The organism is Pseudomonas sp. B13(2017) (genome assembly GCF_002113245.1).
Lineage (GTDB): Bacteria > Pseudomonadota > Gammaproteobacteria > Pseudomonadales > Pseudomonadaceae > Aquipseudomonas > Aquipseudomonas putida_Z.
This window is the reverse complement of the sequence record NZ_NEJX01000004.1, coordinates 254,976-278,414: the sequence shown is the minus strand read 5'-3', so window position 1 is coordinate 278,414 and position 23,439 is coordinate 254,976. Positions and strand designations below refer to the sequence as shown.

Below are 23,439 nucleotides of genomic sequence, written 5' to 3'. Positions count from 1 at the left end.
CGAGAGAATTCCATGTTTCCCAAGAACTTCACGTTTTCCATTGCCGACTGGGTCAATGGCTGGGTCGATGCGCTCGTAACCAACTACGGTGACGTGTTCCGGCACATCTCCGACACCCTGCTGTGGGCCATCGTCAACCTCGAAGGCCTGCTGCGCGCAGTGCCCTGGTGGCTGATGCTGGCCATCGTCGCCGGTATCGCCTGGCACGCCACCCGCAAAGTCGTGACCACTGCCGTGATCGTCGGCTTGCTGTTCCTGGTCGGCGCGGTCGGCCTCTGGGACAAGCTGATGCAGACCCTGGCGCTGATGCTGGTCGCAACGCTGATATCGGTCTTGGTCGGCATTCCGCTGGGCGTGCTGTCGGCGCGCAACGATCGCCTGCGGGCGGTGTTGATGCCGCTGCTCGACATCATGCAGACCATGCCTAGCTTCGTGTACCTGATACCGGTGCTGATGCTGTTCGGCCTGGGCAAGGTGCCGGCGATCTTCGCCACCGTCATCTATGCCGCGCCGCCGTTGATTCGCCTGACCGACCTGGGCATTCGCCAGGTGGATGGCGAGGTCATGGAGGCGATCAACGCTTTCGGTGCCAATCGCATGCAACAACTGTTCGGCGTGCAGCTGCCACTGGCGTTGCCGAGCATCATGGCCGGTATCAACCAGACCACCATGATGGCCCTGTCGATGGTGGTCATCGCCTCGATGATCGGTGCCCGTGGCCTGGGTGAAGACGTTTTGGTCGGCATCCAGACCCTGAATGTGGGCCGCGGCCTCGAAGCGGGCCTGGCCATCGTGATTCTGGCGGTCGTGATCGACCGCATTACCCAGGCCTATGGCCGACCACGGCATGGGGTGGGCAAATGAGCGCCAAACAGACAATGAACAAGATCGAAGTCAAGAATGTCTTCAAGATATTCGGTGCTCGCGCCGAAGATGCCCTGAAACTGATCCGCCAGCAAAAAGCCAAGGATCAGGTCCTGGCCGAAACCGGTTGCGTGGTCGGGGTCAACGATCTCTCGTTGTCCATCGGCAGCGGCGAGATCTTCGTGATCATGGGGCTGTCGGGCTCGGGCAAGTCGACCCTGGTGCGCCACTTCAACCGCTTGATCGACCCGACCAGCGGCCAGATCCTGGTCGATGGCGAAGACATTCTGCAGTACGACATGGAGGCCCTGCGCGAATTCCGCCGGCACAAGATCAGCATGGTGTTCCAGAGCTTCGGCCTGTTGCCGCACCGCACCGTGCTGGACAACGTCGCCTACGGCCTGAAAGTCCGTGGCGAGAGCAAGGCCATGTGCACAGAGCGTGCCCTGCACTGGATCAACACCGTGGGTCTCAAGGGTTACGAAAAGTCGTACCCGCACCAGTTGTCGGGTGGCATGCGTCAGCGCGTCGGCCTGGCCCGCGCCCTGGCTGCCGACACCGACATCATCCTGATGGACGAAGCCTTCAGTGCGCTCGACCCGCTGATTCGCGCCGAAATGCAGGACCAGTTGCTGGAGCTGCAGAAGACCCTGCACAAGACCATCGTCTTCATAACGCACGACCTGGACGAGGCAGTGCGTATCGGCAACCGGATTGCCATTCTCAAGGACGGTCGCCTGGTCCAGGTCGGCACACCGAAAGAAATCCTCTACCAGCCTGCGGACGAATACGTCGATCGTTTCGTGCAGCGTCGCGTAGCTTCGCTTTAAGGAACGCGTGTATGTCGTTTGCCGAAATAATCATCATCGCCGACGCGCCAGTGCGTTGGCAGGACGTGGTGGCAGTGGCCCGGCATGGCGCGAAGCTTGAGCTGGCCCCATCGGCCTGGGCGCGGATCGAGAACGCCCAGGCGATTGTCCAGCGCATCGTTTCCAGCGGTGACCGCGCCTATGGCGTCAACACCGGGCTTGGCGCCTTGTGCAATGTCTCGTTGCAGGACGAACAACTCAGCCAGCTGTCGCACAACACCTTGCTCAGCCATGCCTGTGGCGTGGGTACGGCGCTGTCGGACGAACAGACCCGGGCGATCATGTGCGCGGCGATCATCAATTTCTGCCAGGGCCGTTCCGGTCTGCAGCGCAAGGTGGTCGAGGCGCTGCTGACCCTGCTCAACCAGCACATCACCCCGCAGGTGCCGAAGCAGGGTTCGGTGGGGTACCTGACCCACATGGCGCATATCAGCATCAGCTTGCTGGGCGTCGGCCAGGTCAGCTATCGCGGCCAGATCATGCCGGCGCAGCAGGCCTTGGCCGAGGTCGGCCTGGCGCCGGTCAAACTGGGTGCCAAGGATGGCCTGTGCCTGGTCAACGGTACCCCTTGCATGACCGGCCTGAGCTGCTTGTCGCTGGACGACGCCACTCGGTTGAGCCAATGGGCGGACGTTATCAGCGCCATGAGCTTCGAGGCCCTGCGCGGCCAGCTCGATGCCTTCGACCCTGAAATCATCGCGATGAAACCGCACCCCGGCATGCAGCGCGTGGGCAGTAACCTGCGGCGCCTGCTCGACGGCAGCGAAATCATTGCCAGCAGCCAAGGCATTCGCACCCAGGACGCCTTGAGCATTCGCTCGATTCCGCAGGTTCATGGCGCCGCGCGCGATCAGCTGGAACACGCTGCGCGGCAGATCGAAACCGAACTCAACTCCACCACCGACAACCCGATGCTGCTGGGTACGCCCGAGTCGTATAGGGTGGTTTCCCAGGCGAATCCGCACGGCCAGTCGGTGGCCATGGCGGCCGACTTGCTGGCCATCGCGGTGGCCGAGATCGGGGCGATTGCCGAGCGTCGTCTCGATCGCCTGATCAACCCGTTGGTCAGCGGCTTGCCGGCCTTCCTGGTCAGCCAGCCGGGGGTGAATTCGGGCATGATGATTGTCCAGTACGTGGCCGCTTCACTGTGTGCGGAAAACCGTCAGCTGGCACAACCGGCAGTCGTCGACAACTACGTCACCTCCGGCCTGCAGGAGGACCATCTGAGCATGGGCACCAATGCCGGGTTGAAGCTGCACCGCGCCCTGGAGAACTGCACGCAGATCCTCGCCATCGAATACCTGTTGGCAGCCCAGGCATTCGAGTTCCTCAAGGAGCAGCGCTTTGGCGCGGGTACCAGCGTTGCCTGGCGGTTGTTGCGCGAACGGGTCCCGGCGTATGCCCAGGACCGTTGGTTGGCCCCGGATATCGCCAGCAGCGCATCGATCCTGAAGGACCCGGGCCTGCTTGGCGCTGCATTCCCCGAGCTGCTATGACCGATGCAAGGGCCACTCAAGGCTTTGGCTCGTGAGGGTCAAGACCTGTGCAATCGGGGGGCAAATGCCCCTTGATTGCGAACGACCAATAAAACGTTGACTTTGCGCGCGCCCAGGAACATTCATGATTCCAAGGTCATTGATGTTCGAGGTGAGATCATGGCGCAGACCGACGTTCTCATTGTCGGAGCCGGTCCGACCGGGCTGGTTCTTGCTCTTTGGCTCAACAGGCAAGGCGTCGCTGTAAGGATCGTCGACAAGAGCAGTGGTCCTGGCGAAGCTTCTCGCGCCATGGCTGTTCAAGCCCGCACGCTGGAGCTCTATCGTCAGCTCGACCTGGCCGAGCCAGTGATAGAGGCCGGCTATAAAACCCCTGCCATGAACATGTGGGCACGCGGTCGGCACAGGGCGCGTATCCCCTTGGGCGACGCAGGCAGAGAGGTTTCAGCGTATCCCTTCGTGTTGATCTATCCCCAGGACCGCCATGAGCGCCTGCTGGTGCAGCAGCTCCAGTCACTCGGCGTGGAGGTGGAACGGCAGACCGAACTGCTGTCCTTCGAGGAGGGTGAAAGCCATGTCACGGCCCTCCTGAAACATGCTGATGGGCGAGAAGAGTCCTGCACTGCGGCTTTTCTGGCGGGGTGCGATGGCGCTCGGTCGCTTGTGCGGCAAGAGATCGGCAGCGGTTTCGAGGGCGGCACCTACAAACAGCTTTTCTATGTTGCGGATGTCAGGGTAACTGGCGTCGAGCCGGCAGGTGAGGGGCATATCGCTTTTGACAAATCCGATTTTGTGCTGCTCTTGTGCTATGGCGAAAAGGACCAGTACCGCTTGATTGGCACCGTGCGTGATGAGCGAGCCGAGCATCCTGAACATCTGACGTTCGAGGACGTTGGCCATGATGCGATCAACGGCTTGAACCTCAGGATTACCGCCGTGAACTGGTTTTCCACCTACCGTGTTCACCATCGCGTCGCGGACCATTTCCGCCGTGGCCGGGCGCTTCTGCTCGGTGATGCAGCGCATGTCCATAGCCCGGCGGGAGGGCAGGGCATGAACACCGGCATTCTGGACGCGATCAACCTGGCATGGAAGCTGGCCGCGGTGTTGAAAGGGACGGCGCCCGACACATTGCTCGACAGCTTCCAGATCGAACGCCAGGCATTTGCCCGCACGCTGGTGGAGACAACTGACAAACTGTTCACCTTCGTTACCGCTCAGGGCGGATTTGCCGACTTTGTACGTACTCGCATCGCGCCGCTCTTCGCGAGCGTTGCATACAAGAGCGAAAACGTCCGTGAGTACCTGTTCCGAGTGGTTTCGCAAACCACCCTCGATTACCGCGAAAGCCCGCTGAGCCAAGGCAAGGCCGGTGGAGTTCAGGGCGGTGATCGCCTGCCATGGCTGCCTGTGGGCACCGAGGACAACTACGCTTCACTGGCAGCCATTCAGTGGCAGGTGCATGTTTACGGCGAAGCCAAGGCCGACTTGTCCCAATGGTGCGCAAGGCACGGTATTGCACTGCATGTTTTCGCTTGGGAGGATGCGTACGAGAAAGCCGGCGTTGCCAGAAATGCTGCTTACCTGTTGCGGCCTGACAACTATGTCGCTCTGGCTGATCCTGAGGGGGAGGCGACTACCTTGAGCCGGTATTTCGAGGAGCAGGGATTGATGCGATGACCATCCCAGCCCCACCAGTCTTGCGCTGTTATGGTCGATACTGAATCTGTCGGCATTTTCCGTGGTTGCACACATGCGTACGCTGTGTATGAATTGTGACTGACAGGCGCCAATTGGGTCTATCAAGAATCACTCAAGTGTTTTGTGTTTGCGTGGCAAGCGCCCTTGAGCCGCTCCACCCAGCACCGATCTGCGAAGAACAACATGAAATCAGCGCGTACCGTTATCTCGGAAAACTTTTTCCGACGCTTCAAGGATATCTTCGCCCCACACCTCGACGCGCTCGGCATTGACCTGGCGCTGCTTGAGCGCGCCGATATTGAAATCCCCGGTGAACAATATGTCGCGCTCTGGGAGGCCGCCGGTAGCTGCAACCCTGCTATCGGCCTGACCTTGGGCAGTCAGACCGAAGCCGACGACTTCGGCGCGCTGGGCCACGCCTTGCACTGCGCACCTAGCGTTGAAAAGGCCCTGATGACGCTGCACACGTACCTCGTGGTGTTCGCCCAGGAGTCGTCCATCGACTATTGCTGCGAGGGCCGACAGCTGCGTGTCACCTATCAGGTCACCGACACTACCGTGCTCAATCGCCGTCAGGATGCAGAGTTTGCCATTGCCGCGATTCTGCGACAGCTGCAACTGATAACTGCCAGCGCAGTACGGCCATTGCGGGTGGACTTCGAGCACCCTCGTCCGGCAGATGTCTCCATGCACAAGCAATTGTTCATGTGCCCGGTGTTTTTCAACCAGCCGACCAACCGCATCACGTTGCCAGCCCAGGTGCTTGGCCTGCCTGCCACCCGGGGTAACGATCGACTGTTCAAGGCGCTGGAGCCGTACCTTCAGCAGGAGCGCGAGCAACGAAACATCAGCGACGAATTGCTGCCCCGGATCACCCGCATGATCGCACTCGGCATGGCCAGTGGGTTGCCGTCACTCGATCAGGTCAGCCAATACCTGGGCCTCAGCCGGCGTACCCTGCAACGTCGCCTCAAGGACCTGGACATCGAGTTCTCGGTATTGATCGAGGAGGTACGCCGCGACCTGGCAATGGGGTACCTGAACCACTCCGACTATTCGATGACACAGATTTCACTGTTGCTCGGCTACGCCGAATCCGGTTCGTTTACCCGGGCATTCCGCCGCTGGACCGGGCATTCACCGCAGCAGTACCGGCTGGCCGGTCGTACCCATGGCACCGGTGGCTGAAACTCTGGCACCTGCGGTCAATTCAGCCGTTGTCCCCCTCTATACCCTGAAAGAAGCGCCTGCGCCTGCCTTGGGCAGCTGGCCCACTTCATTTCAGGAGAGCGACGATGAACACAGCGGTAAACGCCAGCCCGGCCAAGTGTGGCGAAGCCGAGGCGTTACGCATTCTTTCGCTGCAGCGAGCCGCACAGCGCGAGCAGCCGATACCCACAGTGCAGGAACGCCGTCGGCATCTGCAGCGCCTGAAGCGCTTGCTGCTGGACAATCAGGAAGCCATCTGTGCGGCAATCAGCATGGACTTTGGCAACCGGGCCCATCAGGAAACGCTGCTGCTGGAGCTGTTTCTCAGCGTGGACGGCATTCGCGACTGCCATGGAAGGTTGGGCCGCTGGGCCAGGTCGCAGCGGCGTAAAGGCTCGTTCTGGTTCCCGGGGGCACGTAATCGTGTAGTACCGCAGCCCAAGGGCGTTGTCGGTGTGGTCGCACCGTGGAACTACCCCCTTTTCCTGGTAATGGGGCCAGTGACCAGTGCCCTGGCAGCGGGGAACCGCTGCATGGTGAAGATGGCCGCCAACTCACGGAATCTGTGCGCTTTGCTGCACCGCCTGGTGGGCGCTTACTTCGATGAGCGGACCTTGGCCATTGTGCCGAATGTCAGCGGTTCGGTTTTCTCTGGCCTGCCTTTCGATCACCTGATCTTCACCGGTTCTGCAGATACAGGTCGCCAGGTGATGAAAGCGGCTGCCAGCAACCTGACGCCGGTAACCCTGGAGTTGGGTGGCAAGTCTCCGGTAATCATCGCCGACGATTTCGATCTGAAGACCGCAGCCAGCCGAATTCTGCAAATGAAAACGGTGAATGCGGGGCAAACGTGCGTTGCGCCTGACTACCTGCTGATACATGAAAGCAGGCTCGAAGCCTTCGTCGAGCAGTGCAGGGGCATCGTTCCGGCACGTTATCCGACGCTGGATTCAAAGGACTACACCTCGATCGTGGATGGTGCCTCGTTCGAGCGTCTGCTGGGGTATCTGGACGATGCACGGGGCAAGGGGGGCAGGGTGATCGAGCTGTTGCGGGGCAAGCTCAGTGATCCAGCCTCACGAAAGATTGCGCCGGTGCTGGTGGTCGACGTGTGCGATTCGATGCTGCTCATGCAGGAGGAGATCTTCGGACCGATCCTGCCAGTGAAGACCTATCGCTGCATCGACGAGGCGCTGGAATACATCAACGACCGCGACCACCCGCTGGCACTTTATCTCTTCACCCACCAACGGGCGTTGCAGGAACGGGTCATCGCCCAGACCCGCTCTGGAGGGGTGGCGCTGAACGACTGCGGACTGCACGTGGCCCAGCATGATCTTCCGTTCGGCGGTGTGGGAGCCAGCGGCATGGGGCATTACCACGGTTACGAAGGCTTTCTTGAGTTCTCCAAGCTGCGTCCGGTGTTCCAGCAATTCGCCTGGCCGGCTTTCCCTCTGCTGTACCCACCCTATGGCAAAACCTTCGAGCGTTTGATTCGGCTGATGCTCGGCCGCTGATCTCAACCCTATCCAATGCGAGAACCCGGCATGACTGATAACGAGGCATTGCATGAGCACCGCTCCTTCTGGCAGCACGCCTATGGAGCCTATTCACCTGACGCACCCCTGAGCGAGGACCTGCGTGTCGATGTTGCAGTGATCGGCGGTGGCTTTACCGGGCTGAACGCGGCCTGGCAATTCAAGCGCGACAACCCCGGGGCACGGGTACTGGTGCTCGAGGCAGCGCTGATCGGTTTCGGCGCCAGTGGGCGTAACGCTGGCTTCAGTACCAAGCTGTTCGGGCTGGAACCTGAGTTGGTGGTACTGCGCTGGGGCAAGCAGAGGATGATCGACGCCCATCACTACCTGGAGAAGGCGGTGACGCACACCCGCGAGCTGATCGAAACGCATGGGATTGATTGTGACTACCGGCATGCGGGCCTGATGCGAGTCAGTTACTCCTCTGCGCAATTGGCACGTTTGGGCAAGACCCTGGAGTTGTATGAGTCACTGGGGCTGGCAGCGGACATGCAGTGGCAGAGTCAGGCCCAATTGCGTCAACGCAACGACTCGCCACATCTGCTTGGAGGGATTCGGGAGGCCGACACGGGTTACCTGAACCCGTGCAAGCAGGTGCGTGGCCTGAAGAAACTGGCAGCGGCGGCCGGGGTTCGCATTCATGAGTCCACACCGGTGCTGGATATCGACAACAGTGGCGGCGCAGTTGTGTTGAATACCCCCTCGGCAAGGGTAACCGCCGACAAGGTGGTCATTGCTACCAATGCCTACGCACAGGATGTTCCCGGGCCTCGCAGCCTGCGCTGGCGGCAATTGCCGTTGTGGACCTACCAGATTGTCACCGAGCCTTTGAGCGACGACATGTGGCAGCGCCTGGGGTGGCAAGGCAGGGAAGCGTTCGGTGATAACCGGCAGATGTTGCATTACTTCCGCCCCACGGTCGACGGTCGCATTGTCATGGGCGGTGGCGATGTACAGGCCTATACCGGCAGTGCCATGCAGGAGCGCCCGTCCACGGCCGCCTGGGAGCATTGCGAGGCCCACCTGAAATGGATCTATCCGCAGTTGCGTGACGTTCGGGTCGCCTATCGCTGGGGTGGGCCGGTTTCAGTCAATGCCGACATGGTTCCTGAGGTCAGTTTCATCGGTGATGAACGCATGATCTATGCCGGAGGCTGCTTCGGCCATGGTGTCGCATTGAGCCACCTCAATGGCCGGACGATCGCCGATCTGCTGCAGGGGCACAAGAGCGAGCTGACCGATTTCTGGATCGTGAACCGCAAAATCATCCCGATGCCGGGCAACACCTTGTCGTGCTGGGCCGGGCGTACTGCGCGAAGAATGCTGCGGGCCTGGGATTGGTGGGAGGAGCGTAGCCTCAAGGCGTGAGACTGCGCGGCATGGCACCGGATGACAAACATCCTGACGCATCCTGCCAAGCCTCGGCCTGCAGCTTTGAATACTGTCTATCTCACAGAGTCGGAATCGACCTTGGGCTGTTCCTCGGCAGCCCCTTTTTACCCCTCTGTTTGCTGCGAACTGCCTTTCGATAACCACAAGAACCACGCAAGGAAAAGTTCATGAAACCACGCCCCCTGTCCCTGTTGGGCGGCGCGCTGCTGGCGCTGCTCGGTACCACCATTCCGTTCACGGCATTTGCCGACCTTACCCCCACTGGCGCCGAAAAGGCCGGGAACGCCGATGGCAGCATACCCGCATGGAGCGGCGGCCTTACCCAGGCGCCGGCCGGCTGGTCGCCGGGCCATGGCGACCCGTATGCCGGTGACAAGCGCCTGTATTCGATCGATGCCAGCAACGTCGCTCAGTACCAGGCACAGTTGCCGGAAGGGCAGGTGGCGCTGATCAAGGCCTACCCGGGCTACCGCCTGGACGTATACCCGACGCACCGCAGTTGTGCGATCCCCGCCGAGGTGGCCAAGCGTACTCAGGACTTCGCCGGCCAGGCGAGCATCGGCGCCGACGGCTGGCGCCTGGAGCATGCAGCCGGCGCTGCGGTACCGTTCCCGCAACCGAAAAGCGGCATCGAGGTACTGTGGAACTACAAGCTGCGCTACATGGCCAAGGGACGCAAGGCGCAGATCTCGTTCCTGCGCCGTGAGGCCGGCGGCGGGCTGACCGAGGTCCGTCAATGGGCCAGCGAGTACTACCCCTACAATGATCCCGCGGTAAAGGCACCCGCGGACACCGACGACATCGAAGCCAAGCTGCTCTACGACATCCAGTCGCCATCTTCGCGCGCGGGTGAAATGTACCTGGTGCACGCCCGTCTCGACCAGCCACAGAACGCCTGGATCTACTTCCCAGGCCAGCGCCGCGTGCGCCAGGCGCCAACCTTCGCTTACGACAACCCGATCGCCGGCTCCGACAACCTGTACTTCGTCGACCAGATCAACATGTTCACCGGTGCCCTGGACCGCTACGACTTCAAGCTGCTGGGCAAGCGCGAGATGGTGGTGCCGTACAACTCCTACCGCCTGGTGGACAAGAGCAACACCTACGACAAGCTGATCGGCGAGCATTACCTGGACCGCGACGCGCAGCGCTACGAAAAGCACCGCGTGTGGGTGGTCGAAGCCACGGTCAAGGCTGACAAGCGCCACTCGTTCGCCAAGCGCGTGTTCTACTTCGACGAGGACAGCTGGAGCCTCCTGCATGTGGACATGTACGACGCCAAGGGCAACCTGTGGCGGGTACAGGAGGGCAGCTTGTGGGCCGACCCCGAGATCCAGGCCTGCACCAGCTTCGAGTACGTCAGCTATGACCTGATCGCCCGGCGTTACATCGCCGATGGCTTCACCCAGGAGGGGGCGGCCTTGGACCTGACCGCCGGCCTGCAAGGCCGGGTTGGCGACAAGCTGTTCAACGCCAACGAACTGCGCCGTCGCGGCGAGCGTTAATCCTCCGGAGACCACAGCATGAACAAACTCCCTTCGCGGGCATGGGCGAAGGCCGCACCGTGCCCGGCGCTGGCCCTGGCGGCATTCGGATTGCTTGGCACCCAGCCTTGCCAGGCCTTTACCTTCGGTAGCGAGGGTGGCCTGTCGGGCAGTTTCGACTCGTCCCTGTCCTACGGTTTCGCCAGCCGCCTGCAGGCCCCTGACTGCCATATGCTGGGTAACGACAACGGCGGTTGCAATACCGGCACCGGCAACGAGCTGGACCGCTACTACAACCTCGAGCGCGGCAACGGCTACGCCAATGCCGACATCAACTACAGCAACGCTGACGATGGCAACCTCAACTACCACAAGCACGATGTGTTCTCTCAGGTGATCAAGGGCACCCATGAGTTGAGCCTGCGTTTTGGCGAGGGCTGGAGCGCGCTGGGCCGGGTTGCCTGGGCCCGTGATTTCAAGATGGACGATACCCGGCGCACCGACCTGCAAGGCCCGGCTAGACGCGACGCCACCAAACGCTTCGACTTGCTCGACCTGTGGTTGGCGAAAAGCTTCGACATTGGTGAGATGCCGGCCAAGGTCAAGGTTGGCAACCAGGTGATCAGCTGGGGCGCGGAGATGTTCATCAGTGGTGGCATCAACCAGATAAACGCGTTGAGCCTGCCCAAGTACCATACCCCGGGCACCCAGCTCAAAGAGGTGTTCATCCCCGCGCCCATGGCCTCGTTCAGCCTGGGCATGACCGACACCCTGAGCCTGGAGGGCTACTACCAGTTCAAGTGGAATGCCTACGATGTCGACCCGGTAGGCACCTACTTCTCCACCGTCGACATCGTCGGTGAAGGGCGCAGGGCGATCCATTACCCGACAAGCTTCGTCGAGGGCCTGCAGCCCGGCACCTGCGCCGGTACACCGACTGGCCGTTGCGGTGACCCGCTGACCAGTGGCCTGAGCCACGATCAACTGGTGGCCAGCGGCCTGGCGGTGCCGTATGGCGGTGAGCGCAAGGCCAGCAACGGCGGGCAGTACGGCCTGGCGCTGCGCTGGATGGCCGAGTCGATAAACACCGAGTTCGGCCTGTTCTATCAGCGCTATCACGACAAGCTGCCCTTTGTCGGCTATACGGCACGGAGCAATCCTGACGCCTTGGTCGTGGACGACTATTTCATCAACTATGGCGAGGACAAAGACCTGTTCGGCCTGTCGATGAGCACCCTGGTCGGCCCTGTGGCCGTGGCCGGCGAGCTGTCGTTCCGGCCCCGGGATAGCGTGGCAATAGACCCCACGGTAGCGTTCGGGCAGGCCTTCACTGGCAGTTTCAACCGTTACAGCGTGTTCGACACCGGGGTGAGCAAGGGTTTTGTCGAGGAACGCAAATGGCAGGCTGACGTCAACGCCACCTACACCTTTTCGGCTAACGACCCCTTGGGCTTCATCCCCAGTGCCCTGGGTGCGTCTGATGGCTTCCTGCTGGCGGAGGTAGCGGTCACTCGCTATCCGGGGCTGGATGACTCGGGCCGGGTGCCCTACGTACTGCCGGACTACTCGCTGCCCGACCGCACCTCCTGGGGCTACGTGACTGAGTTCGGCGTCAACTACCCGAACCTGTTCGGCAGTGGCGTGACCGTCACGCCACAGCTGGACTTCAGCCACGACGTCAAGGGCACCACGCCCAACGCCATGCCCTTCGTCGAGGGGCGCAAGTCGCTGACCAGCTCGTTGCTGTTCAACTACCGCGACAGCTGGAAAGGCGGCCTGCAGTGGGTGCGCTACTGGGGCGGGGGCGACAACAACCTGATGGCCGACCGCGACTTCATCAGCGGCAACATTTCCTACTCCTTCTGATCCGGCCGCCAAGCGCTGGCAAGGCGCGTGGCGGGGAGGCTTTTCATGCTGGCTTATCTGGTCTCGGCGCTCGAGCGCCTGGTCTTTCGCCATCGCCTGGCGACCCTCGGCCTGCTGGCCGTGGTTACCCTGGTGATGGGCCTGTTCGCCGCGCGCCTGGAGATGTCGGCGGGCTTCGACAAACAACTGCCCCAGCAACACCCCTATATCAAGACGTTCAACCAGTACCGGGATGTACTGTTCGGTGCCAACCGGGTCATCGTGGTGCTGCGGGCGAATCATGGTGATATCTGGAACAAGGCGGCACTGACTCGCCTGCATGACTTGACCCAGACACTGTTCTTCCTGCCGGGCGTCGACCGGCGCAGCGTCACTTCGCTGTGGACGCCGAACACCCGCGCGGTGCAGATCACCGAGGAGGGCATGAAGGCCGAGGACGTGGTCGGCGGCGACGTTACTGTCGGCAACCTCGATGCCCGGGCCATCGCCGGCATCCGCGAGCGCACCTTGGCCGGTGGTTTCGTCGGCAGCCTGGTAGCCAACGACCAGCGCGGGGCGATGGTGGTAGCGGAGCTGGCCGACCCGGACCCGGTGACGGGCAAGCGCCTGGACTACCTGGCCTTCAGTCGCCAGCTCGAAGAGCAGGTGCGGGCGCAGTACGCCGACGCTGACTTTGATGTGCAGATCATCGGCTTCGCCAAGCAAATGGGCGATATCGGCAGCGGCGCCCGCAGCGTGGTCGAGTTCTTCGCCCTGGCCTTCGTGCTCACGGCCCTGGCCGTCTACTGGTATACCCGCTCCTGGCGGCTGACCGTGCTGCCGCTGGTGTGCTCGCTGGTGTCGGTGGTGTGGCAGTTCGGCACCCTGACGCTGCTGGGCTTCGGCCTCGATCCGCTGGCGATCCTGGTGCCGTTCCTGGTGTTCGCCATCGGTGTGTCCCACGGCGTGCAGCAGGTCAACTTCATCGCCAAGGAGGTCTGCGCCGGTGCCGATGGCATGACCGCCGCCCGGCGCAGTTTCGTCGGCTTGATGATCCCGGGCACCCTGGCCCTGATCACTGCTTTCGTCGGCTTCGCCACCCTGGTGCTGGTGCCGATCCCGATGATTCGCGAACTGGCGATCACCGCTTCGGTGGGGGTGGCCTACAAGATCGTCACCAACCTGGTGATGTTGCCGCTGCTGGCCAGCTACTGCCGTTTCGACCGGCACTACGTGGCCAAGGTGGAGCGCCTGCGGGCGCGCCGCGAGGGGCTGATGACCGGCCTCGGGCGCATTGCCGAGCCACGCAACGCAGTGCTGGTGACTGCGCTGGGCTTCGGCCTGATGGCGCTGGCGGTATGGCAGAGCCAAGGCCGGCACATCGGCCATGTGCTGCCGGGAGCGCCCGAGCTGCACGCCGACTCGCGTTACAACCAGGACGTGGAGCAGGTGGTCAGCCATTTCGCCCTGGGGCTGGACCTGTTCACCGTGGCCGTGCAGACCCCGGCTGGCGGTTGCTACCGGCATGACGTGATGGCCTATGTCGACCGTCTCACCTGGTACCTGGGCACCTTGCCCGGCGTGCTGTCGGCGCAGTCGTTGCCAGCCATGGCCAAGCTGGCAGCCTCCGGGGTCAATGAAGGCAATCCGAAATGGGCGGCGCTGCCGGTCGACGAACTTTCCCTGGGCGAAACCGTGCGCCAGGTGCCCGAAGCATTGCGCCTGTTCGATGCCGACTGCACCGTGCTGCCGGTCAACCTGTACCTGGCCGACCACAAGGCCAGCACTCTCAAGCAGGTGACCGCGGCCGTCGAGCGGTACCGCGAGCGTCATGTCCTGCCCGGAGTGGACGTGCGCCTGGCCAGCGGCAGTGCCGGGGTGCAGGCGGCCACCAATGCGGTGGTGGAGAGTTCCGAGCTGCCGATGATGCTCTACGTGTACCTGACCATCGTCTTGCTGGTTGGGCTGGTGTACCGCGACTGGCGAGCCATGCTCGCCTGCTGCCTGCCGCTGACCCTGGCGACCTTCCTCGGCTACTGGTTCATGAAGGCCCTCGACATCGGCCTGACTGTGGCCACCTTGCCAGTAATGGTGCTCGCGGTGGGCGTGGGGGTGGATTACGCCTTCTACATCTACAACCGCCTGCAACTGCACCTGGCCGCGGGGCGCGACATCGTCGCCGCGTTCCAGCAGGCCCTGCGCGAGGTGGGTGTGGCCACAGTGTTCACTGCGCTGACCTTGTCGGTGGGGGTGGCCACCTGGTCGTTCTCGGCGCTGAAGTTCCAGGCCGACATGGGCCTGCTGCTGACCTTCATGTTCATGGCCAACATGCTCATGGCCGTGACCCTGCTGCCGGCCTTGGCGGTGGTGCTGGAAATGCTGGTTCCGCGACGGGGGCCGGTTCGCGCACCCCTGGCCGCTCATTGAGAAGGGCTGACTGATGAAGACCGTTCGATTGCTGCCCTGGGTGCTGGGGCTGATGTGCACAGGACAGACATGGGCGGCGCCGGCCATTGCCCTGAACGATGTGCGCCACGCGCCATTGGTGGCGGTGGCCCGGACCGGTGCCGGGGTGGTTGCGGTGGGTGACCACGGCGTGGTGGCGTTGTCCGGTGATGGCCAGCAATGGCGCCAGGCGCGCAGCGTACCGGTGGATGTGCTGCTGACCGCGGTCAGTTTCATCGACGATCGTCAAGGTTGGGCGGTGGGGCATGGCGGAGTGCTGCTGCGTAGCGTCGATGGTGGCCAGGACTGGGTGTTGCAACAACGCCTGGAGGGCAAGCCGGTGCTGTTGTCGGTGGTGTTCACCGATGCCCATCACGGCATGGTCGTGGGTGCCTATGGCTATGCGGCGCGTACGGTCGATGGCGGCGTCAACTGGCTACCGATGCAGGTGGGGGAGGAGGGCGACGACTTCCACCTCAATCAGGTGTTCCAGGCCACCGACGGCAGCCTGTTCATCGTCGGCGAGGCCGGCCATGCCTACCGCTCCACTGACCAGGGGGTGTCCTGGCAGCCCCTGGACACGGGTGTCAGTGGCTCACTGTGGACCGGCACCGGCCTGCGCGATGGCCGCGTGCTGCTGGCAGGGATGAGTGGGCGGGTGCTGCTGGGCGACAGCCTGGGCCGACACTGGCAGGCACTCGACATTGGCAGCCAGCAGGCGATCACTTCTGTGACGCAGCTGGACGATGGCCGCGTGGCCCTCGTGGGCAATGCGGGCCTGACGGCGGTTTCCGATTCCCAGGTGACGCACTTCACCAGCGCCCAGCGCGAAGACCGCCTGAACCTGTCGGCCCTGGCCGCGCAATCGGGCCACCTGCTGCTGTTCGGCGCTGCCGGCGTTATCGAGGGTGTGGCACCGGATGCCAAGGCAACTGTCACTACGCGCCAATCCACCGAAAATACCCCTCGATAGACTCAAGCCCAGGCCGATCGCCTGTTGCGGAGCCCCTATGTTCAAGCGTTCCTTGTGTCATCTGTTGTGTGGTCTGTCGTTGTTCGGCGCGGCATCGTCGGCGTTGGCCGGGTTCGTGCCGGAGCAGGCCCGTGTCGAAGTGCTCGGTGATCACCGTGACCAGCACTGGTTCTGGATATGGGGCAGCAATGCCCCCAACATGGTCGATGGCCGCGCCTACCTGTTCGACGATCAGGGTCGCAACCTGGGCCAGTTGAGCACCGGCATCTGGTCCAATGGTTTGCAACTCGCACGCAGCCGCGACGAACTGTATGCCACCGAGATCTACTTCAGCCGTGGCGTGCGCGGCAAGCGCACCGACGTGGTCACCGTCTACGACGCCAAGACCCTCAGCCCCAAGCGCGAGATCCCGATCCCGGCCAAGCGCATGACCGCGCTGATTTCAACGGGCCTCACCGTGCTGTCCGACGACGAACGCTTCCTGCTGGTGCTCAACTTCACCCCCGCACAGTCGATTTCGGTGGTGGACCTGGAAAACAGCCGTTTCGTCACCGAGGTGCCGATCCCTGGGTGTGCTTCGATCTATCCTGCCGGCCCGCGGGACTTCTACGCGATCTGCGGCAACGGCGGCTTCTTCCACCTGCGCCTGGACGAGCAGGGGCAAGTGGCCTTGCAAGAGCGCACCGCCCCTGCGTTCGATCCGCTGCAGGATCTGCTGTTGACCACCGGTGTACGTGATGGCGACACCTGGTACTTCGTCTCGCAACACAACCACGCCTATGCCCTTGGCATGAACCCCGACGGCGTGCGGCCGATCAAGCAATGGTCGCTGCTGAGCGAGCAGGAACGCACCGACGGGTGGGGGATTGCCGGTAACCACGGTGTGGCCCTGCACCAGCAGAGCGGGCGGTTGTATGTGTTGATGCACAAAGATGTGCCGGAGAACTACCAGAAGCCCGGCACCGAGGTGTGGGTGTTCGATGTGGCCACGCAAAAGCGTGTTGCACGCCTGCCGCTCAAGGAGCAGAGCACCGCCATCGGCGTCAGCCAGGGCGCGCAACCACGGTTGTACAGCCTCGACTGGCTGGTGCCGATGCCGAGCCTGTTCACCCTGTGGATCTACCTGACCGAGGGCGATGCCGGGCTGATCCCACTGCTGCGCCAGGGAGTGAACCTGTACGACGCCGACAGCGGCGAGCACTTGCGCAGCGTCGGCGATATCCCCCTGGGCTTTCTGAATGTGGTGGCGCCATGGTGATCGCCGAACTGCTGCATGACCCCTTGGTGCATGCCGCCAGTGTCGGCGCCCTGAGCTTGCTGCTGGGGGCCGCCGCACTGCACAAACTGCACGAACCCCGAGCGTTCGCTGACGTGCTGCAACGCTATGCCCAGGTGTTGGGAGCATGGTGCGCGGCGCCCGTCTGGACGTATGCGCTGCCGATGCTTGAGGTGCTGGGCGCCGCTGGCCTGCTGCTGGGCCTGTGGTGGCCATGGACGGCGCTGCCAGCTGTGTGCCTGCTGGTGCTGTATGCCGGCGTACTGGCCCTGGCCGTGCGTCAGGGCTCTGCCATCGAGGACTGTGGCTGCCATTTCGGTGGCCGTCCTCAGCCTCCAGCGCCGGCACTGGCATGGCGCAACCTGCTGCTGGCGCTGCTCGCCTGCAACCTGCTGGCACCGATGGCCGAGCGTCCGCTGACCTGGCTGGACGCCTTCACCCTGGTGTTCGTCTTTGTCAGCGCTGCCGCTGTGTACCTGCTGGCGAACCTGCTGATCTCCAACCGCGCATCCCTGAGGCAACGTCCATGACCCATGCTTTGATCATTTCCAGCCTGCTGTCCTGGGCGATCACCCTGATGCTGATCCTCGCCGTGTGGGCCCTGGCGCGTCAGGTCGGGCTGCTGCACGAGCGTATCCAGCCGGTAGGCGCACTGTCGCTGGGCAAGGCGATCAAGGCCGGTGACGCGGCGCCGGTATTCACGCTGGCGAGCCTGACCGGTGGCTCGGTGAGCCTGGGCGGCGCGAGCGGGCAGGCCACCTTGCTGTTCTTCCTGTCCGAGACATGTCCGGTGTGCAAGACGCTGTTGCCGGTGCTCGATGCGCTGCGTCGCCAGGAGCGCCTGCACATCGTGCTGGCCAGTGATGGTGAGCCTGACGAGCACCTGGCCTTCATTGCCGCCCAAGGTTTGCAGGCATACCCCTACCTGCTGTCGCGGGAGGTGGGCCTGGCCTACCAGATCAGCAAACTGCCTTATGCCGTGCTCATCGACGAGCACGGCACGGTCGCCAGCCATGGCCTGGTCAACACCCGTGAGCACCTGGAAAGCCTGTTGGAAGCACGGCGCCTGGGGCATGCCACGGTCCAGGCGTACAAAGCCGCGCAGCAGGGGTACCACGCATGACCATCAAATGGTTTGACGAAGCCACCCAACTGTTGACCCGCCGCGTCGCTCGCGGCACTTCGCGCCGGGGTTTTCTTGGTGGGCTGGGTACCTTGCTGGTCGGCGTCGGGGCAACGACCCTGTTGCCTGTATTCCGTGGCAGCGCGTTCGCCCAGTCCAGTGCCGGGCTGCAGGAGTCGGGTGACCCGAACAGCTGCGAATACTGGCGCCACTGTGCCATCGACGGTTTTCTCTGCGGCTGCTGCGGCGGTACTTCCAGCAGTTGTCCGCCGGGCACCGTGCGCTCGGACATCACCTGGATCGGCACCTGCCGCAACCCCACCGATGGCAAGGACTACGTGATCTCGTACAACGATTGCTGTGGCAAGAGCAACTGCGGACGTTGCGTGTGCCAGCGTGACCAAGGTGATACGCCGCTATATCGCCCGCAGAGTTCCAACGACCTCAACTGGTGTTCCGGCAGCCAGGCGGACATGCCATACCACTGCTCGCTGTCGGTAGTGATCGGGGTCAAGGAGTGACCATGGCCAGGCGACTGCCATGGATGCTGTTGCTGGCAGCGCTGTCGGCCCAGGTACCGGCCACAGAGCCACGTCAGTTCGATTACATGCTCAATTGCCAGGGCTGCCACTTGCCCGATGGCAGCGGTAACCCGCAGCGAAGCGTGCCGGCCTTTGCCGGCCAGTTGGGCAAGTTCCTCTGGATACCCGGCGGCCGCGAATATCTGGTGCAGGTACCGGGCTCGGCATTGTCGGGGCTGTCGGACGATGCCCTGGCCGGAGTCCTCAACTGGATGCTGGCGCGTTTCGATGCCGGCCATCTACCCCCGGACTTCAAACCCTATACCGGCGATGAAATACAGCAGTGGCGTGGGGCAGTGCCTGCGGATGTCGAGACTACCCGCAACCGGCTGCTACAGCGTATCGCCGAACGAGAACGACAATGAGAGCACCCCTATCGATGAAGCCAAGTCTTTGTGCCAGCCTGCTGGTATTTGCCGTCACGTTGCAGGCACACGCTGCTACACCACCGCCCCAGGCCGCCACCTGCGTGGCCTGCCATGGCGCCGAGGGCCAGGGCAACCCGACGCTGGGCGCACCACGACTGGCTGGGCAGCAGGTTGATTACCTGCTCACGCAATTACGCGATTTCAAGGCAGGGCGCAGAGGCTACGACCCGCGGGATGGCCATGGCGCACAGATGCGCGCCATCGCGGCCAATGTGGCGGAAGGTGACCAGGAACCGTTGGCGCGCTATTTCGCTGCCCTTGGCGCCGAGCCTGCAAATGCGCCGACGGCCTCCAACGGCCCGGGGCAAGCGCTTTACCAACACACCTGTGCCGCATGCCACGGGCCGCAGGGGCAGGGCTTTGCGCACCTGAAAACGCCCAACCTGCGTGTGCTCGACCGAGCCTACCTCGACCGACAGTTGCAATCGTTCAGCGACGGGCTACGTGGCAGCGAACAGCATGCCAGCGAGCTGGCGGTCTGGATGCGAGGGATCGCCTTGCAACTGCATGACGATCAGCAACGAAAGGTACTGCTCGATTACATTGCCGGGCCATGACTCACGGCTGCCCGGCACCTTCGGATTCTTGACCAACAGTAATGGTGATTTCTCTATGCCGTCAGGCACATTCATCAAGGGCTTCCGTCACGAGCTGGCCAACCGCGCCTTCGCCAGGGCTGCAGTCAGGCGCATGGCCACACGCCTGCAGGGCCAGCCAGCGCACCCGTTCTGGAAAACCTACGCCGACCTTGAAACCTTCAACCAGCCACGCTACGAAGCCGCAGCTCAGTTGTGGGGGCTGGACACGGCCCCTGGCCTGTTCACCCGCTGGAAATCATGGCTGGTTTCCTCGGTCCCGCGGCCTCTGCAAGGGTTGCTGCTGCGGTTGGTCCATCGTGAGACCGTGAAGTACTTTGCCTGGCTGCAAAGGCTGCGCGAGGAGGGCCCCTCAGGCGCACAGCGCTTTCTCGATTACATGATCGATCAAGAGCAACTGCAGCTGGACATGATGCGCATGGCCCTGAATGGGCGCTATCGCGACGTAGTGCGCAAAGCCGACGAATTCTTCCTCAAGTACAACGGTGTCAAACTGCTGGAGTTGCCATGAACGTTCTGATTGTCCACGCCCACAACGAACCCCGGTCATTCAACAGCGCCATGGCGCGGCTGGCAGCAGAGGTCCTGGAGGACAAGGGCCATTGTGTAGTGATGTCGGACCTGTATGCCATGCGGTTCAATCCTGTGGCCAGTTCCGAAGACTTCCGGGAGCGTGCAAACTCGGATTACCTGGTCTACGCCCTTGAACAGCGTCATGCCGTCAGCAGTGGGACTTTGGCCGCTGACATTGCTGGCGAGCTGGACAAGATTCGCTGGGCCGACCTCATCATCCTCAATTTCCCCATCTACTGGTTCAGCATGCCAGCCATCCTCAAGGGCTGGATCGACCGGGTGTTCGTCTCGGGCTACTGCTATGGCGGCAAGCGCATCTACGACCAAGGCGGGCTCAGGGGCAAGCAAGCGATGCTGGCATTCTCGCTGGGAGGGCAGCCTCACATGTTCGGCCCGGATGCGATTCATGGCGAACTGGAAACTTTATTGCGGCCCATCCAGCGTGGCGTGCTCGGCTACGTAGGTTTGTCGGTACTACCTCCATTCGCCGCGTTTCATGTGCCGTACATCAGCGAAGACGCTCGACATGAGTACCTCGAACAATACCGTCAGCACCTGCTGACGCTCGATGAGCGTCCACCTCTGGTGTTTCCGTCACTGGATGATTTCGACAGCAATATGCGACCCAAACGCGGACAGGCGAGCTGAACATGCAAGTTCATGTAGAGCGGCAGGATGAAATTGCCTTCCTGACCCTGGGAAACCGCGAGCGTCGCAACAGTTTCGATATCACGATGGCAACTGCACTGCTTGATGCAGTTCGAACCTTGGCAGCGCATCCGCCGAAGGTAGTGGTGTTGCGTAGCAGCGCTGAGCACTTTTCGGTGGGCGGTGATGTGCAACATTTCCGCCAGTTGCTCGCGGGGGAGCAGCAAGCCTGCATGAAAGGAGTCGAACAACTGGTCGGCGCTGTGAACGAAGCGGTGCTTGGTATCACCAGGCTGCCGTGCCCTGTGCTGGGGCTGCTCAATGGTGCCGTTGCCGGCTTCGGGCTTTCATTGGCGTTGAGCTGTGATCTGTTGATCGCCAGTGAAGATACTCGCCTGCACTATGCCTACGGCGGTATCGGCATCACCCCGGACGGCGGTGGCAGTTGGCATTTGCCGCGCCAACTTGGCCTGCACCGCGCCCTGGCCCTTGCATTGCTCAATGGATCACTGACGGCCTGTGAAGCTCGCTCGCTTGGCTTGATCATGGACGTAGTGGCCAGCGAGCATTTGCAGGCAACAGGCCTGCGCATTGCTGGGCGCCTGGCCGCCGCTGCAAGCGCCGCCCAGGCAGGCGCCAAGGCGCTGTTGCGCAATGGTCTGCTTGATGGGCTGCCCATTGCATTGGAAAACGAGCGGGAAACGTTTGTGCACCTGAGCACCAGCAGTGATTTTGATGAAGGGGTGAGGGCTTTCTGCATGCGCCGAACTGCATCGTTCAGCTGAGGTTGGCCCGCTCATTCGCTGGTGGTTCTGGTTTATCTGGGGGGCAGGGTGCAGTACGGGACTGCGTCCGCATGTGGAATACCATCTGCCACTCCGATGGAGGCAAATGCAGCGGAACGACCTGTTTCGCCAGAAAGTCCAAAATGTAGTCGAAAACTCTTTCAAGGCTTGTGCGCAGATGACCTTCATCGTCTGGTTCGCCATGCTGGGCGCCGTCTTGCTGCTACTGGCGCTCTCATCCTCCTACCTGCGATGGATCCCTGTGACTTCGTCCGTGGTGTGCCTTGCCCTGGGTATCGGCCTGGGCACATCGGGGTTGGGTTTTCTTCATCTGGACCTGAGCAAGGCGAGCGGCTGGATGGAGCACCTCACCGAAGTCGCTGTGCTGTTTTCGCTGTTCTTCAGTGGCTTGAAGTTGCGCCTGCCCTTGCATGACCGCAGATGGTGGGGCGCCTTCTACCTGGCGGGGCCGGTGATGTTGGCCTGCATCGGTGGGGTAACGCTGGTGCTGCATCATGGCCTGAACCTGGGGTGGGGCATATCGGTATTGATCGGGGCGATACTCGCACCCACAGACCCCGTGCTTGCCACCCTGGTACAGGTGGTTGATGCCCGGGATGATGATCCGGTGCGTTTCAGCTTGTCTGGCGAGGCAGGGCTCAATGATGGCGTGGCGTTCCCCTTCGTCATCCTCGGGTTGTTCCTTCAGCAGGATACCGGCCAGGCATGGTTCAGTGACTGGTTGTTCAAGGACATGCTGTGGGCAGTGACCGCAGGTCTGTTGCTTGGTTACTGGATGGGGCGCGGCCTGGGCAAGCTCACGCTCTTTTTGCGCCTGCGCAACGACGACAGTACCGTGTCGCCCAATGACTACCTGGCCCTTGCCCTGATTGCTCTGGCTTACGTGAGCGCCGAGTCGGTTCAGGCCTATGGGTTTTTAGCGGTGTTCGCTGCTGGCCTCGGTTTACGCCAGGCAGAGGTTCAGACCTCCAATGGCCCCGAAGAGCCGGCTGCTGAACACCTGGTACAGCCCGTGGTAGGCCACCAGCATGTGGCGCCGGAGATGGCCGTCAAAGGCGATGTGCAAGGCCTCGACGACTCGCAGGTGGCAGCAGGCATCATGTTGGGGGATATGCTGGCTTTCGGCAGCTTGATCGAACGGGCAATGGAGGTGTTTCTAGTGACCATGCTCGGGGTAGTACTCATCGAGCATTGGGACTGGCGGGCCTTGATCGTAGCCGCAGCGCTTTTCCTGCTGATTCGTCCCTTGAGCATCCTCCTGTTCCCGGCTCGAGGAATGCTGGATATCCGGCAGCGTGGGCTATTGGGATGGTTTGGCATTCGAGGAATCGGCAGCTTCTACTATCTGTTCTACGCCCTCAATCACGGGCTGATTGCCACGTCAGCCGCGCAGAGTATCAACCTGGTTCTGTCGGTGGTGGCGCTAAGCATTTTGCTGCACGGATTGAGCGTTCAACCGCTGCTTGCCAGATACGAAGCGTGGAAAGGGCGGCTCACTGCTTCGGTGTAGTTTGAAACCGACGCGGCACGTCTGGTGGCCGCTGCGTTCAATCTGAAAAAAAGCCAGGGCGCCGTGCACCCTGGCCGAACTC

General features: G+C 62.3%; 21 protein-coding genes. All 21 read left to right on the top strand.

Features of this window, described 5'->3' with window-relative positions; all coding sequences use genetic code 11:
* The first annotated feature begins 12 nt into the window (after nucleotides 1-12).
* Nucleotides 13-864 (top strand): proline/glycine betaine ABC transporter permease, encoded by an 852-nt coding sequence (locus CAG44_RS08405; protein WP_015270115.1) that lies wholly within the window; start codon nucleotides 13-15, stop codon nucleotides 862-864.
* Nucleotides 861-1,694 (top strand): glycine betaine/L-proline ABC transporter ATP-binding protein, encoded by an 834-nt coding sequence (locus CAG44_RS08400; protein WP_081742278.1) that lies wholly within the window; start codon nucleotides 861-863, stop codon nucleotides 1,692-1,694. Before CAG44_RS08405 ends, CAG44_RS08400 begins: the two co-directional genes overlap by 4 nt.
* An 11-nt stretch (nucleotides 1,695-1,705) precedes the next feature.
* Nucleotides 1,706-3,229: a histidine ammonia-lyase gene (hutH, locus tag CAG44_RS08395; protein ID WP_085691900.1), complete on the top strand. Its 1,524-nt coding sequence runs from the start codon at nucleotides 1,706-1,708 to the stop codon at nucleotides 3,227-3,229.
* A 159-nt stretch (nucleotides 3,230-3,388) separates the two neighbouring features.
* The gene (locus CAG44_RS08390; RefSeq protein ID WP_085691899.1) at nucleotides 3,389-4,909 is read left to right on the top strand and encodes an FAD-dependent monooxygenase; all 1,521 of its coding nucleotides are present in this window, start codon (nucleotides 3,389-3,391) and stop codon (nucleotides 4,907-4,909) included.
* A gap of 204 nt (nucleotides 4,910-5,113) precedes the next feature.
* Nucleotides 5,114-6,118, top strand: a complete 1,005-nt coding sequence (locus CAG44_RS08385; protein ID WP_085691898.1) for an AraC family transcriptional regulator — start codon at nucleotides 5,114-5,116, stop codon at nucleotides 6,116-6,118.
* 107 nt (nucleotides 6,119-6,225) lie between these two features.
* Nucleotides 6,226-7,656 (top strand): coniferyl aldehyde dehydrogenase, encoded by a 1,431-nt coding sequence (locus tag CAG44_RS08380; RefSeq protein ID WP_085691897.1) that lies wholly within the window; start codon nucleotides 6,226-6,228, stop codon nucleotides 7,654-7,656.
* 30 nt (nucleotides 7,657-7,686) lie between these two features.
* A complete protein-coding gene (locus CAG44_RS08375) occupies nucleotides 7,687-9,045 on the top strand; it encodes an FAD-binding oxidoreductase (RefSeq protein ID WP_085691896.1) in 1,359 nt (452 codons plus the stop codon).
* A gap of 191 nt (nucleotides 9,046-9,236) precedes the next feature.
* On the top strand, nucleotides 9,237-10,574 hold the full coding sequence (locus CAG44_RS08370; RefSeq protein WP_085588271.1) for a DUF1329 domain-containing protein: 1,338 nt from the start codon (nucleotides 9,237-9,239) through the stop codon (nucleotides 10,572-10,574).
* 18 nt (nucleotides 10,575-10,592) lie between these two features.
* The gene (locus tag CAG44_RS08365; RefSeq protein WP_085691895.1) at nucleotides 10,593-12,419 is read left to right on the top strand and encodes a DUF1302 domain-containing protein; all 1,827 of its coding nucleotides are present in this window, start codon (nucleotides 10,593-10,595) and stop codon (nucleotides 12,417-12,419) included.
* A gap of 45 nt (nucleotides 12,420-12,464) precedes the next feature.
* Nucleotides 12,465-14,825, top strand: a complete 2,361-nt coding sequence (locus tag CAG44_RS08360; protein WP_085691894.1) for an RND family transporter — start codon at nucleotides 12,465-12,467, stop codon at nucleotides 14,823-14,825.
* A gap of 13 nt (nucleotides 14,826-14,838) precedes the next feature.
* The gene (locus CAG44_RS08355; protein ID WP_085691893.1) at nucleotides 14,839-15,816 is read left to right on the top strand and encodes a YCF48-related protein; all 978 of its coding nucleotides are present in this window, start codon (nucleotides 14,839-14,841) and stop codon (nucleotides 15,814-15,816) included.
* A gap of 37 nt (nucleotides 15,817-15,853) precedes the next feature.
* On the top strand, nucleotides 15,854-17,074 hold the full coding sequence (locus CAG44_RS08350; protein ID WP_220467521.1) for an amine dehydrogenase large subunit: 1,221 nt from the start codon (nucleotides 15,854-15,856) through the stop codon (nucleotides 17,072-17,074).
* Nucleotides 17,068-17,622, top strand: a complete 555-nt coding sequence (locus CAG44_RS08345; RefSeq protein WP_085691892.1) for a MauE/DoxX family redox-associated membrane protein — start codon at nucleotides 17,068-17,070, stop codon at nucleotides 17,620-17,622. The genes CAG44_RS08350 and CAG44_RS08345 overlap by 7 nt, the downstream gene beginning before the upstream one ends.
* Complete coding sequence (locus tag CAG44_RS08340) at nucleotides 17,619-18,215, top strand: redoxin domain-containing protein (RefSeq protein ID WP_238066105.1); 597 nt, start codon at nucleotides 17,619-17,621, stop codon at nucleotides 18,213-18,215. Before CAG44_RS08345 ends, CAG44_RS08340 begins: the two co-directional genes overlap by 4 nt.
* Before the next feature lie 2 nt (nucleotides 18,216-18,217).
* The gene (locus CAG44_RS08335) at nucleotides 18,218-18,736 is read left to right on the top strand and encodes a methylamine dehydrogenase light chain (protein WP_371858539.1); all 519 of its coding nucleotides are present in this window, start codon (nucleotides 18,218-18,220) and stop codon (nucleotides 18,734-18,736) included.
* A gap of 2 nt (nucleotides 18,737-18,738) precedes the next feature.
* Entirely contained in the window at nucleotides 18,739-19,161 is a 423-nt protein-coding gene (locus CAG44_RS08330; RefSeq protein ID WP_085691890.1) for a hypothetical protein, read from the top strand.
* Nucleotides 19,158-19,781 (top strand): c-type cytochrome, encoded by a 624-nt coding sequence (locus CAG44_RS08325; protein ID WP_256575237.1) that lies wholly within the window; start codon nucleotides 19,158-19,160, stop codon nucleotides 19,779-19,781. Before CAG44_RS08330 ends, CAG44_RS08325 begins: the two co-directional genes overlap by 4 nt.
* Before the next feature lie 55 nt (nucleotides 19,782-19,836).
* Nucleotides 19,837-20,331, top strand: a complete 495-nt coding sequence (locus tag CAG44_RS08320; protein ID WP_085588287.1) for a hypothetical protein — start codon at nucleotides 19,837-19,839, stop codon at nucleotides 20,329-20,331.
* Nucleotides 20,328-21,041: an NAD(P)H-dependent oxidoreductase gene (locus CAG44_RS08315; RefSeq protein WP_085691888.1), complete on the top strand. Its 714-nt coding sequence runs from the start codon at nucleotides 20,328-20,330 to the stop codon at nucleotides 21,039-21,041. Before CAG44_RS08320 ends, CAG44_RS08315 begins: the two co-directional genes overlap by 4 nt.
* Before the next feature lie 2 nt (nucleotides 21,042-21,043).
* Nucleotides 21,044-21,826 (top strand): enoyl-CoA hydratase/isomerase family protein, encoded by a 783-nt coding sequence (locus CAG44_RS08310; RefSeq protein WP_085691887.1) that lies wholly within the window; start codon nucleotides 21,044-21,046, stop codon nucleotides 21,824-21,826.
* Nucleotides 21,827-22,004: 178 nt separating this feature from the next.
* Nucleotides 22,005-23,357 (top strand): sodium:proton antiporter, encoded by a 1,353-nt coding sequence (locus tag CAG44_RS08305; protein WP_085691928.1) that lies wholly within the window; start codon nucleotides 22,005-22,007, stop codon nucleotides 23,355-23,357.
* Nucleotides 23,358-23,439: the final 82 nt, after the last annotated feature.